The sequence below is a fragment of the Marinobacterium aestuarii genome, assembly GCF_001651805.1.
Lineage (GTDB): Bacteria > Pseudomonadota > Gammaproteobacteria > Pseudomonadales > Balneatricaceae > Marinobacterium_A > Marinobacterium_A aestuarii.
The window spans coordinates 516,520-531,946 of the sequence record NZ_CP015839.1; the positions used below are offsets into that span (position 1 = coordinate 516,520).

11 protein-coding genes are annotated in these 15,427 nt (G+C 58.4%); 3 read left to right on the plus strand and 8 right to left on the minus strand.

What is annotated here, in order from left to right; translation table 11 throughout:
* Nucleotides 1–101 precede the first annotated feature (101 nt).
* Entirely contained in the window at nucleotides 102–1,877 is a 1,776-nt protein-coding gene (locus A8C75_RS02235) for a sodium:solute symporter family protein (protein WP_067377503.1), read from the plus strand.
* Between the two features lie 354 nt (nucleotides 1,878–2,231).
* Here A8C75_RS02235 and manD read toward each other — a convergent pair whose 3' ends face one another.
* The 8 genes from manD to hutC form a co-directional block, all read right to left on the minus strand.
* The gene (gene manD, locus A8C75_RS02240; protein WP_067377506.1) at nucleotides 2,232–3,458 is read right to left on the minus strand and encodes a D-mannonate dehydratase ManD; all 1,227 of its coding nucleotides are present in this window, start codon (nucleotides 3,456–3,458) and stop codon (nucleotides 2,232–2,234) included.
* 72 nt (nucleotides 3,459–3,530) lie between these two features.
* Nucleotides 3,531–4,280 (minus strand): SDR family NAD(P)-dependent oxidoreductase, encoded by a 750-nt coding sequence (locus A8C75_RS02245; protein ID WP_067377510.1) that lies wholly within the window; start codon nucleotides 4,278–4,280, stop codon nucleotides 3,531–3,533.
* A gap of 128 nt (nucleotides 4,281–4,408) precedes the next feature.
* A complete protein-coding gene (locus A8C75_RS02250) occupies nucleotides 4,409–5,959 on the minus strand; it encodes an extracellular solute-binding protein (protein WP_067377512.1) in 1,551 nt (516 codons plus the stop codon).
* Nucleotides 5,960–6,055: 96 nt separating this feature from the next.
* Nucleotides 6,056–6,937: a carbohydrate ABC transporter permease gene (locus tag A8C75_RS02255; protein ID WP_067377514.1), complete on the minus strand. Its 882-nt coding sequence runs from the start codon at nucleotides 6,935–6,937 to the stop codon at nucleotides 6,056–6,058.
* A 15-nt stretch (nucleotides 6,938–6,952) separates the two neighbouring features.
* Nucleotides 6,953–7,879 (minus strand): ABC transporter permease, encoded by a 927-nt coding sequence (locus A8C75_RS02260; RefSeq protein ID WP_067377517.1) that lies wholly within the window; start codon nucleotides 7,877–7,879, stop codon nucleotides 6,953–6,955.
* Between the two features lie 53 nt (nucleotides 7,880–7,932).
* Nucleotides 7,933–9,066, minus strand: a complete 1,134-nt coding sequence (locus A8C75_RS02265) for an ABC transporter ATP-binding protein (protein ID WP_067377520.1) — start codon at nucleotides 9,064–9,066, stop codon at nucleotides 7,933–7,935.
* 552 nt (nucleotides 9,067–9,618) lie between these two features.
* Nucleotides 9,619–10,992, minus strand: a complete 1,374-nt coding sequence (locus tag A8C75_RS02270; protein ID WP_227819819.1) for an MATE family efflux transporter — start codon at nucleotides 10,990–10,992, stop codon at nucleotides 9,619–9,621.
* Nucleotides 10,993–11,362: 370 nt separating this feature from the next.
* Entirely contained in the window at nucleotides 11,363–12,073 is a 711-nt protein-coding gene (hutC, locus tag A8C75_RS02275; RefSeq protein WP_067377523.1) for a histidine utilization repressor, read from the minus strand.
* Between the two features lie 285 nt (nucleotides 12,074–12,358).
* On the opposite strand from hutC, the gene A8C75_RS02280 reads away from it, so the two are divergent.
* Nucleotides 12,359–13,681, plus strand: a complete 1,323-nt coding sequence (locus tag A8C75_RS02280) for a YjiH family protein (protein ID WP_067377525.1) — start codon at nucleotides 12,359–12,361, stop codon at nucleotides 13,679–13,681.
* Between the two features lie 352 nt (nucleotides 13,682–14,033).
* Nucleotides 14,034–15,359 carry a tetratricopeptide repeat protein gene (locus tag A8C75_RS02285; protein ID WP_067377528.1) on the plus strand — a complete coding sequence of 442 codons (1,326 nt, stop codon included), beginning with the start codon at nucleotides 14,034–14,036 and terminating at the stop codon, nucleotides 15,357–15,359.
* Nucleotides 15,360–15,427: the final 68 nt, after the last annotated feature.

Consider the following 15,427-nt stretch of genomic DNA (forward strand, 5'->3'; position numbering starts at 1 on the left):
AGGGCGAAGTTCTGCACAGCGTTCCATGCGTGATCGCGGGTGTCAAAAAGCCCGCAAGCCCGGTAGAGGCTTAATAAAAATTATTACAGTGAGACCCGGTGATGGATTTAAATATACTTATAATTATTATCTATTTCGTTTTTCTGATCGCGATTGGCTGGGTGTTCAGAAGCCTTACCAAATCCACCAGTGACTATTTTCGCGGTGGCGGCCAGATGCTGTGGTGGATGGTGGGTGCGTCCGCATTCATGACCCAGTTCTCGGCCTGGACCTTTACCGGTGCCGCCGGCAAGGCCTACAACGATGGTCTGGCTGTGGCCCTGATTTTTGTGGCCAATGCCTTTGGCTATCTTATGAACTATCTGTATTTCGCGCCTAAAATGAGGCAGTTACGCGTCGTTACCGTGATCGATGCGGTGCGGCTTCGCTTTGGCAGCAAGAATGAGCAGGTGTTCGCCTGGCTCAACATTCCGACGACGATTGTCCAGGCCGGAATCTGGCTGAACGCCCTGGCAATCATCACCACGGCGGTGCTGGATGTGGATATGACCACCACCATTGTCGTTACCGGCCTGGTCGTGCTGGTCATGTCCGTGACCGGTGGCGCCTGGGCGGTCATTGCCTCTGACTTTATGCAGATGGTGGTCATCATGGCGGTGACGCTGATCTGTGCCGTTATGGGTATCGTCGAAGCCGGCGGCATAGCCCCCGTGATTGAACGCTTCCCGCGGGACTTTGTTGCCGGATCCGATCTTAACTATTTCAGCGTTTTCGCGATCTGGGCCGTTTTTATCTTTATAAAACAGTTCGCTATCAACAATAACATGCTCTATGCCTACCGTTACCTGGCGGCCAAGGACTCCAGCAATGCCCGCAAGGGAGCGCTGCTGGCCTGCGTACTGATGATTATCGGGCCTTTTATCTGGTTTATTCCGTCCTGGTTCCTGGCCGGTACGGGCGTGGACATGAACCAGCTTCACCCGGAGATGGGCAGCAAGGCGGCGGACGCCGTGTATCTGGTGTTTGTTGAACTCTATATGCCGGCGGGCATGGTCGGGCTTTTGCTGGCGGCCATGTTTGCCGCAACCATGAGCTCGATGGATTCCGGCCTGAACCGCAATGCCGGTATTCTGGTCAAGAATTTCTATGAGCCATTGCTGCGCCCCAGGGCGACAGAGAAAGAGCTGTTGCTGGTGTCAAAGATCACCTCGGCCATTTTCGGCGGCATGATCATACTGGTGGCACTCTTTATCAACTCCCTCAAGGGGCTGAGCCTGTTTGATGCCATGATGTATGTCGGCGCCCTGCTGAGCTTTCCGATGATCATCCCGGGCCTGTTCGGCTTCTTTATCAAGAAAACGCCCGACTGGGCAGGCTGGGGCACCCTGGTCGTCGGGGGCCTGGTGTCCTACTTTGTCGGCTTCGTGTTGCAGGCACAGCATGTTGAGCAGTTTTTCGGGCTGGATGTGGCCTTTACCAGTCGGGAGTGGAGCGACCTTTCAATCGCCATTAGCCTGATGGCGCACCTGGTGATTACCGGTGGCTTCTTCTGTCTGTCGGTCTTTTTCTACCGGGGACTGGCAGCGGGTCGTCAGCAGGATGTGGACAAGTTCTTCCATAACCTCGATACGCCCCTGGTCAATGAGTCGACTGAACAGCAGCAACTGGATAACCGGCAAAGAGTGCTGCTGGGCCGCATGATTTCGGTGCTGGGTGTCTTCATCATGGCGCTGGTGGCGATACCGAATCCGTTCTGGGGGCGCATGGTGTTTCTTGCCTGTGGCTTTATCGTCTTTGCGGTCGGCCTGCTGCTGTTCAACGCTGTGGATAAAAGTTATGAACAGGACGCTCTGCCCAAGGGGGCCACTAACGTCTAACTGCGGTATTGATTAACCGTTGAAACCGAACCGGAACCGATGCCTTATCTGTTCCGGTTTTTTTGTTGTTCACCTGCAAAGATCATGAACAAGGAGGCGCAGGCTTGGCCTGGAGCGCGCAGTGCTGGTGCAGCCCAATGCCTACCGGGCGGACAATAGCTGCTTGCTGCAGGCGCTGGAGCCGCTTGGAGGTCAGGCCAGGGGCGTTGCCGTGCTGGGACCTGGGGTGTCTGATGCCGTGCCGGCAACAGGAAGCCCCGCAGAATGCGGGGCTAAGGACTGCGGGCTTGCGCAGGATGCTGTGCAGTCGCAGGTCAGGTGCCGGTATGGCTGGAAACCTGCTTGCCAGTCAGGTTAATAATTCCACAGGGTGCCGTCTTCGAGCCGTGCGACCGGATGGAAGCCGCGCTTGTAGCTGTAACGCCTGGCCTCGCTTTCATCGAAATCCACCCCCAGGCCCGGCTGATCGCTGACATGAAAGAGCCCGTTTTCGACCCGGTGTTCGGACGGGAAGAGGGCGTCACATTCCGGGGTGTCCAGCACCAGATATTCCTGAATACCAAAGTTGGGTGCCCAGGCATTGAGGTGGGCCTGGGCGGCCATGGAGATGGGTGAGTGGCTGGGCGCGCCGTGAAAGCCCGTGCGTACTTCGTGCAGTGCTGCCAGATCGACAATGCGTTTGAGGTGGGTAATACCGCCACCGTAAGTCGCCGAAATGCGGATGAAGTCGATCAGGCGCTCTTCGATCAGTTGCTTGCAGTCCCAGAGGGAATTGAATACCTCGCCTATGGCGATGGGAACGGTGGTGTGCTGGCGAATGAGGCGCAGCGCTGCGGGGTCTTCGGCCGGTGTCGGGTCTTCGAGCCAGAACAGCCGGTACGGCTCCAGTTCCTTGCCCAGCTGTGCCGCTTCCCGGGGCAGCAGGCGGTGGTGCACATCGTGCAGCAGTTTGAGCTCGTCACCGAACTGGCCGCGAATTCGGTCCAGCGCCCTGGGGATAAAGCGCAGGTACTTGTCGGTATCCCAGATTTCTTCGTGGGGCGCATCACCCTGAAAATCCGTGATGTAGTTGTGCGCCTTGCCTTTCTGGGCCGAAACACCGTAGCTGGCGCTGGGCATGCCGGGAATGCCACACTGTACCCGCACGGCCTTGTAGCCCTGCTCCTGGTAGCCGGCGATGGAGTCCAGCAGTTCTTCAAGATCAGTCCCCTGGGCATGGGCGTAGACCAGGGCCCCTTCGCGGCTTTTGCCGCCAAAAAGCTGGTACAGCGGCATGTCGGCGAGCTTTGCCTTGATATCCCAGAGTGCCATATCGATGGCGCCGTAGGCCGCCATGGCGATCGGGCCGCCCCGGAAGTAGGCGCCGCGGTAGAAGTACTGCCAGATATCTTCGCTGTTGCGCGGGTCGCGGCCGATCAGGCAGGGAATCAGGTAGTCCTGCAGGTAGGCCGCCGGCAGGGTTTCCCGGTTGTTGAGGGTGGCATCGCCGAGACCGTATATCCCCTGGTCGGTCATGATTTTCAGGGTGACGTAGTTCTTGCCGGGGCCGCCGACAAAGACTTCTGCAGCGGTTATTTTCATGGGCTGTTTCCTTGGTTGTTTATACAGGCCGTTGTCTAACAAGATCCAGAACGCAGGACGCGCCCGGGGGGCCTAGCTGAACAGCATGCCGCCGTTGATATCGACGCAGTTGCCGGTCATGAAGCCGGATTCATCGCTGGCGAGGAAGGCGGTGAGGCTGGCGGCTTCCCCGGGGCGGCCTTCGCGCTTGACCAGGCTGCTTGCCGAAACCTTGCTGCGGACCTCGTCCTGGGTGAAGGTGTCGTGGAAGGTGGTGTCGAACATGCCGGCGCAGATGGCGTTAACCCGGATGCGCGGCCCCAGCTCCTTTGCCAGGCCGCGGGTAAAAGACATGACCGCGCCCTTGGCGGTGGCATAGGCAATGGCACCGGGACCGCCGCCATCACGGGCTGCCTGGGAGGAATAAGTTACGATAGTGCTGCCCTCGGGCATGTGGGGAATCACGGCCTGGGTGCAGAGAAACATGGACGTCATGTTGAGATTCATGACCTGGTTCCAGAAGCCCAGATCCATTTGCGCCATGGTTTTGCGTGCCACCAGGCCACCCGTCACGAAGACCAGTACGTCGATCGCATCGCCAAAGGCTTCCCGGGAGCTGGCAACCAGCCTGGCTACGCCGGATTCCTGCGTCAGGTCGGCCTTGACGGCGATGGCGGTGCCACCGGCGGCATGAATTTCCCGCAGGGTCTCTTCAGCGCCCTGGTCGCTGCCATGGTAACCGATCACGACCTTTGCACCTTCGGCGGCGAGGCGCAGGCTGCAGGCCTTGCCCAGATCCCGTGCGCCACCGGCGACGATGGCTACCTTGTTTTTAAGGTTCATATTTTTGCTCCGTGTGTGGTAACTGCGCCCCGGCGCCAGGCCGGGACTGCTTGTGTATTGCGCGGCAAAAGCGCCCCGGGGCCTTGCGGCACCCGGGCGGGCTTCTGCTGTTCAGGTGGCTGCAGGAATTAGCGGTACTGCCGGTTGTAACCCGACTGCAGCGCCGCCTGGACCTTTTCGAAGCCCAGGTCGTTGATCCGCTGCATGTAGCTGTCCCAGTCGGCGTCGACGTCCCTCGATCCCAGGATCCAGGCCTGCTGGGTTTCCAGCATGTAGGTGAGGATATTGGGCCAGTGTTTGTCGTAGACCTTGCGTTCCTCAACGGTCATGGCGATGCCGCTGAACTGCGGAATGATGTAATTCTCCTTTTCATACAGGTCGATCCCGGCCAGGGCTATGTCGTTGGTCCACTGGCGCTCGTAGGCATAGTCCATGTGAAAGCCAACGGGAATTTGCGCGCCAATTTCCCACATCTGGGCGTTGACGGGCTTGTCGGAGCCAAGCACTTCAGGCGTGTAGGTTGCCTTGCCGTCGACCAGGTTCCAGTGTTCGCCCTCGACACCGAAATTGAACAGCTTGCGCCCGGTATCGGTGAAGACGAAGTCGAAATACTTGATGGTCTCGACCGGGTGTTCGTTGGCATGGGAGATGGCCCAGCCATCGGGCTTGACCTCGATGCGGCCGTTCTCCTCCATGCGCACGCCCGTAGGGCTGGCGGGCGGCGCGAAGGGCACCAGGTTGATGCCCGGCACCTTGTCAGCGAGGGACTCGTTGTAACCCGAGGTGCTGGCAAACCAGTCGTGGGTCATGCCCCCCAGGTCATTGCCCAGCAGGAATTCGCGGGAACGCGCGCCCCGGGTAAAGACCTCCTGGTCAATCAGGCCTTCCTTGTACCACTGCGCCAGGTTGCGCATCGCCACGCGGTATTCGGGGTCGGCGTAGCCAAAGCGCACGGTATCATCCTTGATGTAGAACTCGTGGTAGGCATCGGACCCGGTGGAGCGGGCATCCCACAGGGTGACCAGGCGGATCAGTTCCGGCCACTGGCGGGCGAAGTAGGGCACTTCATCCATCTTGCCATTGCCGTTGGGGTCCTGGTTGCGAAAGGCCGTCAGCACTGCATGCAGTTCGTCGACATTCTGCGGCTGTTGCAGGCCCAGCTTGTCGAGCCAGTCCTGGCGAATAAAATAGCCGCGTGCCGCCTTCCCGTCCGGAATGTAGGGGATGTAGTAGATATTGCCATCGGGCGCCGTAATGGCCTTCTTGATGGCGGGATTATCCGCCAGCATCTGCTTCAGGTGCGGCGCATGTTCGTCGATAAGGTCATTCAGCGGCAGGAAGGCGCCCTCCATGCCGTACTTGAAAAAGTTGTCCTTCAGCGCATCACCCCCGACGACATCGGGCAGGTCACCGGTCACCATCATCAGGTTGAACATCTCCTGGCTGTTGGTGCCGACGCGGGAGGCGACCCCCTTGAGGGTGATGCCGGTCAGTTCCGCCGCCTTGCGGGCCACGGGCCAGTTTTCATCCCAGGCGTACTTGTCGCGAAAGTGCATGTGGATGGTCATTTCCAGCGGCTTCTCGCTGATGCGATAGTCTTCAGTTGCCGCAGCGGCGGTGGCGGGCAGGGATGCACTGACAATTCCTGCAACAAGCATGGGTAACAGACGCTTGATCATTGTTATTCTCCGATTATTACTGTTTTTGTTCGGGTGTATGTGCGTGTAGCGACGCTGAATTTATTGTTTAAAAACGGCATCAGGAAACAGTGAGTATTACTCCTTGACGCCTCCCATCATGATGCCCTTGTTAAAGTGCTTCTGCAGGTAAGGATAAACAGCCAGTACCGGGATAATCGATGCAACGATAATGGCGGCAACGATGGTCTCGAAAGAATAATCACTGTTGATCAGCGAGCTGGCGAACTGGTCATCCATATTAAGCTCGATGATTATTTTCTTCAGGTATACCTGCAAGGGGATCTTGTCTTCGTCGCGCAATAACACCATGGCCCAGAAATAACCGTTCCAGCGAGCAACGATACAGAACAGCGCAATGGTCACCAGGGCCGGCTTGGACAGCGGGATATAGACCTTCCATAGAAGGGTGAATTCGTTGGCGCCATCCATCTTGGCGGCTTCTTCGAAGGATTCCGGTATGGATTCGAAGAAATTGCGCAACAGGATGATATTGAACGCGGTGCAGGCAAACGCAATCAGTATGCCGATGCGCGAGTCCAGCAACCCAAGGTCCCTGATGTTCAGGAAGAAGGGGATCATGCCGGCGTGGAACCACATGGTAAAGGCGACAAAGAAATTCAGGTAGCGGCGGCCGATCAAGCGCTTGCGCGACAGGGCATAGGCGCCTGGAATAATGATTGCCAGGCTGACGAGGGTGCCGAATATCGTATAGAACAGGGTGTTGGCATAGGAAGTCCAGAACACCGGATCGCTGAGCACCCGGTCATAGGCGGCAAAGGTAATATCCTTGGGCAGCAGCAGAACATCACCGGATGTGACTGCCAGGCCGGAGCTGATGGACGATGCCGCTATATAGATAAACGGATAGAGCGTACTCAGCACAAAGAGTGTGAGCAGGGTCGCGTTGACAACGCCGAATACCTTGTCGCCGCGTGAATAAAGATTAAAACCTGACATAGTAATTCTCCACCCTTACCACAACGAAGACGATGAAAGTTTTCGGCTTATCCGGTTGGCTGAATACACCAGGATAAAGGCGATAACGGCGTTAAAGAGACCGGCGGCGGTGGCAATATCGTACTGGCTGCCCTGCAGGCCGACCCGGTAAATAAAGGTGCTGATCACGTCCGAGGTCTCGAAGGTCGCCGGCTGGTACAGCAGGATGATGTACTCGAAACCCACTTCGACCAGATTACCGATGCGGATAATCAGCATGATAATGATGGTGGGCAGGATACTGGGCAGTGTAATGCGCCAGATTTGCTGCCAGCGGCTGGCGCCATCGACCCGGGCCGATTCGTAGAGCGACGGATTGACGCCGGCAATGGCCGCGAGGTAAACGATGGACTCGAAGCCGGCTTCCTTCCACATGGTCGAACCAATGAAAATGGGTCTGAAATATTCCGGGTTGGTCAGGAAGTAGGTTTTTTCGAAGCCGAAGTATTCGAGCACCAGGTTAACAATACCGGTGGTCGGTGACAGAAAGCTCACCACCATGCCGGCAACGATAACGACGGAAATAAAGTGCGGCAGGTAGGCGATGGTCTGGGCTGTTTTCTTGAACACGGCATGGTGCAGTTCATTAAACATGAGCGCCAGTATGATCGGCATCGGAAAAGCGAAAAGCAGACTGTAGAGACTGATCAGAAAGGTATTGCCAATGGAGCGCAGGAACAGCTCGTCATTGAACAGGGTCTGGAAGTGCTCGAATCCCACCCAGGTACTGCCATAAATTCCCTTGAACAGGCTGAAGTCCTTGAATGCAATCTGTAGCCCCGCCATGGGGGTATACAGGAACACGATAAACCAGATAACCATTGGCGCCAGCAGCAGGTAGAGCTGCCAGTCGGTGCGAAGGGTCTGGCCCAGCGCCGATATTTTATTATTGGATGATGACATAGCACCCTCGTTTGAATCAGGCTTCATGGTGAAGGTATGAGTGCGGCTCGCGCTCAGTAGATCGACAGCTCGGAGGCGCGATCGAAGATGTGCAGGTGATCCAGGTTGGCGTAGACACGGCTTGCCGCGGCGATACCGGACATGTCGGCACTGCGGCCATGGCTGGTGGTTTTGGCAACCGCGCTTTGGCCGGCGATCTGCAGGTGCAGCAGTGCTTCAGCGCCCAGCGGCTCCACCAGATCGACGCTGCAGTTCAGCGCGGCAGAGCCCGGGTGAGCGTCGGCATCCACGTCCAGGTCCTCGGGCCTGAAGCCCAGCAAGACCTGCTGTCCTGACTGCGCCTCAAAGCCCTGGCGGGGCGGGACCGGCACCGGCTCGCCACAGCCGGCATCAACGGAGTAGGTGCCATCGGCGTGGCAGATAACCGTGCCCTCAAGCAGGTTCATTGGCGGGCTGCCGATAAAGCTGGCGACAAAGGTATTGGCCGGATTGAGGTACACGTCCATCGGGCTACCGATCTGTTCGATGTTGCCATCACGCATGATGACGATGCGATCGGCCAGGGTCATGGCCTCCACCTGGTCATGGGTGACGTATACGGTGGTGACCTGCAGGCGCTTGTGCAGCCGCTTGATCTCGGCCCGCATCTGGGTGCGCAGCTTTGCATCCAGGTTCGAGAGTGGCTCGTCAAACAGGAAGACCTCCGGATGACGCACGATGGCACGACCCATGGCAACGCGCTGGCGCTGGCCACCGGAGAGGTCTGAGGGTTTGCGATCCAGGTACTTGTCGAGTCCCAGGATGCCGGAGGCCTCTGTCACCGCCTGGCCGATTTGTTCCCTGGATGCCTTGCGCAGTTTCAGGCCAAAGGAAATGTTGTCGGCGACGCTGAGGTGGGGATACAGGGCGTAATTCTGAAACACCATGGCGACGTCGCGGTCTTTTGGTGCCACCCGGTTGACGACGCGATCACCAATGCTGACGGTGCCCTCGGAAATTTCCTCCAGGCCCGCGATCATGCGCAGGGTGGTTGATTTTCCGCAGCCGGAGGGACCCACGAGAACGACAAACTCGTGATCACTGATCTCAAGGTCGATTCCCTTGACGACTTCGATATTTCCGTACCTTTTGTACACCTTTTTCAGGGAGACTTTTGATAACGACAGGGCGGTGTTTATTGAGTTCATGGGCGTTATGTCCAATTGTTTTTTTAATTGTGTCGGGGGCTGGCGGCCCTGGATCAGGCAACGCGGGTTTCAGGTTTTACCCTGGCGGCTGCACTTGAATAAGGTTGGCTGATGCGCAACCTGCCTGGGTGACGGCGTCGGCTGCAGGCAACACCGTTTCTGGCGGCAACTGCCGTGTCTGGGTGATTGCTTCGAAGTGGGATAACCGCGCGGGTGGAAGTTGCCCGGGTGGCGGAGCGCGGATGCGGTGTGGTCTGGGTGCTGTAGTGCATGGTGCCCTCGCAGTAAGTCTTATTGTTAGCGTCGAGTCAGCAGCTTTATTGTCATACAATATCACCGAGAATATGGATTGTAAAGCCAGCTGGTAATGTCAATTGTATTAGACTAAATTGTTGTTTTTAAAAAATAAATTACTGTTCTTTTGAACGGGCAAGTTTCAAATTCAAAATTATATAGTAAGACAATATGTTTTCGTGGCCGCCTGGCGAAGGCGGCGCCGGCGCTCAGACGGTCGTTGCGAAGAGATTTCAGCAGGGGAGAACGGGACCTGCCTCAGGGGCGCCGGGTCGGCGTTTGCACAGAGGGTATTGCCGCGCCAGTGGCCAGGCTGCTGGCGTTGCGACGCAGGCGTCGGCTCAACGGCAGCGCTTTGAGCAGCTCTTCCGCCGGGATCATGGCGAATGCCCAGAAAATGGATGCCTCGAAGCCGATCACCAGGATGGCGCAGGCCGGAATGCTGATGAGCCACTGCGTCACGAAATGAATCCTGAGTACCTGCAGGCTTTCACCGATGGAGCGCAGGATGTGGCCGCACAGGGTGTTGTAGGTCCGCACGATGGGCAGAAATATATACAGGGGGGCAATGCTTGCCAGGGCTGTCAGGGTCGCAGGTTCAATAGCCGGATAGATCAGCTGCATTGACTGGCTCAACAGGTAGAAAGCCAGGGCAATAAACAGCGATGCCAGCAGGGCGGCCCGGGTGCACTCCCGGATGAAATAACCCAGCTGGCCGGTGTCCCCGCTGCCAAGCGCCTGGCTGATGGTGATGGCTGCCGCCTGGGCCCAGGCGGTAATGAACTGGGTGCCGATGCGAATCCAGGGAAATACCAGGGTAATGGCAACGTAATCGTAAATGCTCAGCTGGGCGTAGATGAGCTGGTAGATGGTCATGCCCACGGACAGGATGATAAAGTTCGCCGCGATGGGGGCGATCTCCTGCAGGTGGCGCATGACGTGGGGCATGATGCGGCGGGCGCCGGGGGCGTTGCGGCCCAGGTTGCCGCTTTGGTACAGCATATGGGCGAGAAACAGCAGTCTGAAACCGATGGCCACAAGGCTGCCCCAGGCGGCTCCCTGCAGGCCCAGCGCGGGGATGACTCCCAGGCCGTTAATCAGGCCGTAGCTGATGATGACATTGACGGGAAGCTCCAGCACAAAACCCTTGAGGGGGATTCGAGTATTGCCCCGGGCATTGAAAAATGCGCTCAGTACCTGGGTTATGCTGGCCGCGATCAGGATGTACTTGATGGTCGCGAGGTAAGCGTGGGCCTGCAGCTGCAAATCGGGGTTGTCCGACACCAGGGCAACCAGTTGCTGGCCAAAGACGCTAATGGTGCACCAGAAGAGCAACGCGGCGGCGAGGTTGATGCCAAGGCCTGCCCAGAATGCAATGCATATGGCCGGCTGCTGCCCAGAGCCCTGTGCGCGACTAAGGATCAGCTGGGTGCCGTTGGACAGGGCGTGCTGGATACCCAGCATGAAGGCCATGATGGTCGTGGCGATGCCCATGGCGGCCAAAGCATGTTCGCCCAGTGGCGCCACGAGAAGGGTATCGATCATCAGCATGGACTGCATCAGCACGGCGTTGATCGCCAGAGGCCAGGCCAGTGAAAAGTTGTTTTTTATGTTATTGCTGAGTATGGGCACCGGCAGGTCCTGTCGCTATCTGGATGATCCGCCTGGCGCACAACCCCGGTGTTCAGCACAGAGTAGAAACGGGCGGGGGTGCGCGGACAGGCGTATTTATGGCGTTCGCTATGGCGCGCCTGTTTCGGAAAATAGCCAAAGTTGAAGCAGCCCCGATTCATCCATGGGTCCGCAGGCGTAAGGGTGTTTCGAAGTCAGAACTGCCGTATACGTTAATTTCATTTGTCCTACAATACAACAAATTTTTATAAGCGTAGAGGGTCCGCAGAATGGGCTCGGGCCGAGTATTCAGGTCGTCGAGGGAGGGGCTGGGTGACGGCAAGGATGGCTGGGTGTGCCTGTGCTTGCCGCCCGGCGGGGATTTTGAGCGCTAGGCGCTGAGGGTGGTGATGGAGCGCAGCTTGTAGCGGGTGCCGGGGTGGGTGAGGCTGGCGAAGCTGATCAGGCGGCTATTGGACCAGGTGCGGCGGTTGACCTGAATGCAGGGGGTGTTGGCATCGATATCCAGCAGCTCCTGCACCTGCTCGCTCGGCAGCACGGCCTCGACGATATGCTCGATGCTGGAAATGGGGCACATTCTGGACAGGTATTCGTTGGGGGTGTGCTGGCTGAAATCCTGTTCCAGGTAGCCCGGCACCGATGCTGCGATCACATAGCGGTTTTCCAGCTGGATCGGCAGGTCGTTTTCCAGGTGCACGATCACCGAGCGGTACACCGGCGTGCCGATGGGTATGCCCATCTGCATGGCCACCGATTCGCTGGCGGCGGTTTCACGCAGCTTGATGACCCGGCAACTGTAGTCGTGGCCACGCTGGCGTACCTCTTCGGCAATGTTCTTGATATCGGCCAGTGGCGACTCGGCCTTGGCATCGGAGACGAAGGTGCCAAGCCCAGGGTAGCGCACCAGCATGTTGTCCTGGACCAGGTCGCGGATGGCCTTGTTGACGGTCATGCGGCTGACGGCAAACTGCTGTGCCAGCTCGTTTTCGGTCGGAATCTTGCCGCCCGGGCGGTAGGTCTGCTGCTTGATCCCGTCGAGGATGAAGCTCTTGATCTGCTGGTAGCGCGGCTTGTTGCTCACCCGATATCCCCAAGGATCCTGAAACCCACGATTGTATATACTTCGATGCCTTGTCACAACGCGGCCCCGGTCTGGCCAGGGGCTGGCAAAGGCGCCGCCCTGGGCAGGAAAATGCACAAAGGAGTTTACGTTTGGTTTGATTATGTATATACATATACATACAAAAGGAATTGCTACCGCCTGAGGTCCGCCTGTGCGGGCATCAGTTTCTGGGGTTTTGCCGGGTGAGGGCGTCATCTGAGACGGGCCTGGGCGAAACTTCCTACAATAAGACAGGCAAAATTAATGAACACGAACGAGGCTCTGGACGTGACGTCCTCCAATCCGTTGTCTGTGCTCAAGCTGGTGCTATTCAGCGCGCTGGGTATTTTCTTTTTCTTTGTGCCGGTGGAGTTTGGCGGCAAGTCCACCATTCCACTCGATCACATCGTCTCCTGGATTCGTGGCAATCAGGCCGGCGGCGCGGCTATCTATGCGTTGCTGATCATTGTCGCCGGCGGGCTTTATCCCTTCGTGCGCGGCACCTGGCGCGATAGCCGTACCCAGACGGTGTTTTCCTTCCTCAAGCTCGGCGGCGTACTGGTGTCGCTGATGGCCTATTTCGAGTTCGGGCCCGCGGCCCTGTTTGAAAAGGACATGCTGCCGTTCCTGTTTAACAAGCTGGTGATCCCGGTGGGGCTGATCGTGCCCCTGGGTGCGATCTTCCTGGCCTTTCTGATCAGCTACGGCCTGCTGGAGCTGATCGGTGTGCTGTGCCAGCCGATCATGCGGCCGCTGTTCAAGACCCCGGGAAAATCCGCCATCGATGCGGTGGCATCCTTTGTCGGCAGCTACTCCATCGGCCTGCTAATTACCAACCGGGTGTACAAGTCCGGCCAGTATTCCGCCAAGGAAGCGGCCATTATCGCCACCGGCTTCTCCACGGTATCGGCCACCTTTATGGTGATCGTGGCCAAGACCCTGGGGCTGATGGATATCTGGAACCTGTTCTTCTGGTCGACGCTGCTGGTCACCTTCCTGGTGACCGCCATCACGGTGCGGATCTTCCCGTTGTCGAAAATGGATGATACCGCCGCCGCGCCTGAGTCGGAGGTGCTGCAACATTCGCGTTTGAAGCAGGCGCTGATTGAAGGGCTTGAAGCGAATCGCCAGGCGCAGCCCCTGCTGACCAATATCGGCGTCAACCTGCGCGAAGGCGTGCTGATGGCCATGAGCATCCTGCCCTCGATCATGTCCGTGGGCCTGATCGGACTGCTGCTGGCCAAGTACACGCCGCTGTTCGACTGGATGGGCTACCTGTTTTACCCGTTCACGGCGTTGGCGCAGCTGCCCGATGCCCTGCTGGTGGCCAAGGCCTCGGCCACGGGCCTGGCGGAAATGTTCCTGCCGGCGCTGCTGATGGCCGACGGCGCCATCGCGAGCAAGTTCGTCACCGGTGCTGTGGCTATTTCATCGATCCTGTTCTTCTCGGCATCGATTCCCTGCATCCTCTCGACCGAGATCCCGCTGACCATCCGCCAGATGCTGATGATCTGGTACCAGCGCGTAGCGCTGACCATCCTGCTGTCGGCCCCCTTTGCCTTCTATGCGCAGCACCTGCTGAGCTAGCAGCCTGGCGCTGGCATCCCCATGTACCCGAAAGTCCGCAGCAGCCTTAGCCGTTGCGGACTTTTTTGCTTGTGTCCCGGGCGTATCCCGACGGCTGCTGCTCCGGGGGCCGGCCAGATTGACAGGCATTGAACATGGTCTGGATTTTGGCCAGAACAGCCTCGGCCATGGAGATGAGGCCGAAGTGACGGTGCTTACTTCGAGCAAGTACGGAGTCTTTAAACTCTGCTTTTACAGGACAAGCGTCCTAACATTATCCATAGCTCATCCATCCAATCGGCCGGCCTATCACTGACGGCGCCCTCAGGTGACGACGACCGCAGAGTCGGCACAGACGCAGGAGATTGCAGCTATGGTATCCGATCTGCAGGGCAACTCACTTTCCGGCGCCACCACCGCGGCGCTGGATCTCTATGAAGGGGCCAACCGTGCCTTCAACCTCTATCGGGGGGACCCGATAGGTCTGATTGATGGCGCTATACAGGCCGCACCCGATTTTGCCATGGCTCATATTCTCAAGGCCTATCTGTATGGCGTGGCGACGGAACCTGATGCCACCCTGGAGGCCCAGGCGATTCTCGCGCGCGCCAAAACGTTGTCGCTGGACGAGCGCGAGATGTCCCATATCGGCGTGCTGGAACTTTTGTTGGCGGGCAACTGGACGGCGGCGGCGCTGGCGCTCGACAAACACAATATCAACTATCCGCTGGATCTGGTCGGGCTCCAGTGCGGGCACCTGATGGATTTCTACCGGGCCTGCGGCCGGAACCTGCGGGATCGTATCACCCGTGTACTGCCCAAGTGGTCGGCGGCGGTTCCGGGTTATTCGATTGTGCAGGGCATGTATGCGTTCGGGCTGGAAGAGTGCGGCGACTATGGCCGCGCCGAAGCGACAGGGCGCCAGGCAATCGCCCTCGAGCCGCTGGATTGCTGGGCCCACCATGCTGTCGCCCATGTGATGGAGATGCAGGGGCGGGCCGAGGACGGAGTTGGCTGGATGCGTACCCGTGAAGCCTGCTGGTCCGGTGAGGACAACTTTTTCCGCGTCCACAACTGGTGGCACCTGTCGCTCTATCATCTGGACCTGGGAAATATCGACGAGGCGCTCAGGCTCTACGATGGGCCTGTCCGTGCAGATCGCAGCCAGGTGGCACTCGATATGGTCGATGCGTCTGCGCTCTTGTGGCGACTGTCACTGCTCGGCCGTGACCTGTCGGATCGCTGGCAGGAACTGGCAGAGGTCTGGGATCAGCATGCCGATGGCAGGCTCTATCCCTTCAACGACTGGCATGCCGTTATGGCCTATCTGGGGAGCGGGCGCGACCAGGATGTCGAACGCATAGTCACCGCGTTTCGCGCAGAGCAGGGCGAGGCGCCGGAGGTTGCACGCTGGGCCCGGCATACCGGCTTGCCGCTGGTGGAAGGCTTTGTTGCCTTCTGGCGGGGGGATTACGCAACCGCCGCGGAGCGGCTCCAGGGCGCGCGCTTTATCGTCAACAGTTTTGGTGGCAGCCATGCGCAGCGGGACATTATTGACTGGACCCTGACGGAAGCGGCGGTGCGCGGCGGCATGAAGCACCTGGCCGAGGCCCTGGTCAACGAACGGCAGGCACTGAAGCCACACAGCCGTGTAAATCGCGGCTTTCTGACTCGGCTGCACCAAAGCTGGAGCCATTGAATAGGTGGACCTGCCGCAAATGGTTTACCCGTGATCGGATAACCGGCAAGGTTTGATCGTGCCTTTTT

What these genes read in the sequence shown, in the direction of transcription:
- A8C75_RS02235 (WP_067377503.1), top strand. Translation starts at nt 102, where the DNA reads ATGGATTTAAATATACTTATAATTATTATCTATTTCGTTTTTCTGATC.
- manD (WP_067377506.1), bottom strand. Translation starts at nt 3,458, where the DNA reads ATGAAAATAACCGCTGCAGAAGTCTTTGTCGGCGGCCCCGGCAAGAAC.
- A8C75_RS02245 (WP_067377510.1), bottom strand. Translation starts at nt 4,280, where the DNA reads ATGAACCTTAAAAACAAGGTAGCCATCGTCGCCGGTGGCGCACGGGAT.
- A8C75_RS02250 (WP_067377512.1), bottom strand. Translation starts at nt 5,959, where the DNA reads ATGATCAAGCGTCTGTTACCCATGCTTGTTGCAGGAATTGTCAGTGCA.
- A8C75_RS02255 (WP_067377514.1), bottom strand. Translation starts at nt 6,937, where the DNA reads ATGTCAGGTTTTAATCTTTATTCACGCGGCGACAAGGTATTCGGCGTT.
- A8C75_RS02260 (WP_067377517.1), bottom strand. Translation starts at nt 7,879, where the DNA reads ATGTCATCATCCAATAATAAAATATCGGCGCTGGGCCAGACCCTTCGC.
- A8C75_RS02265 (WP_067377520.1), bottom strand. Translation starts at nt 9,066, where the DNA reads ATGAACTCAATAAACACCGCCCTGTCGTTATCAAAAGTCTCCCTGAAA.
- A8C75_RS02280 (WP_067377525.1), top strand. Translation starts at nt 12,359, where the DNA reads ATGAACACGAACGAGGCTCTGGACGTGACGTCCTCCAATCCGTTGTCT.
- A8C75_RS02285 (WP_067377528.1), top strand. Translation starts at nt 14,034, where the DNA reads ATGGTATCCGATCTGCAGGGCAACTCACTTTCCGGCGCCACCACCGCG.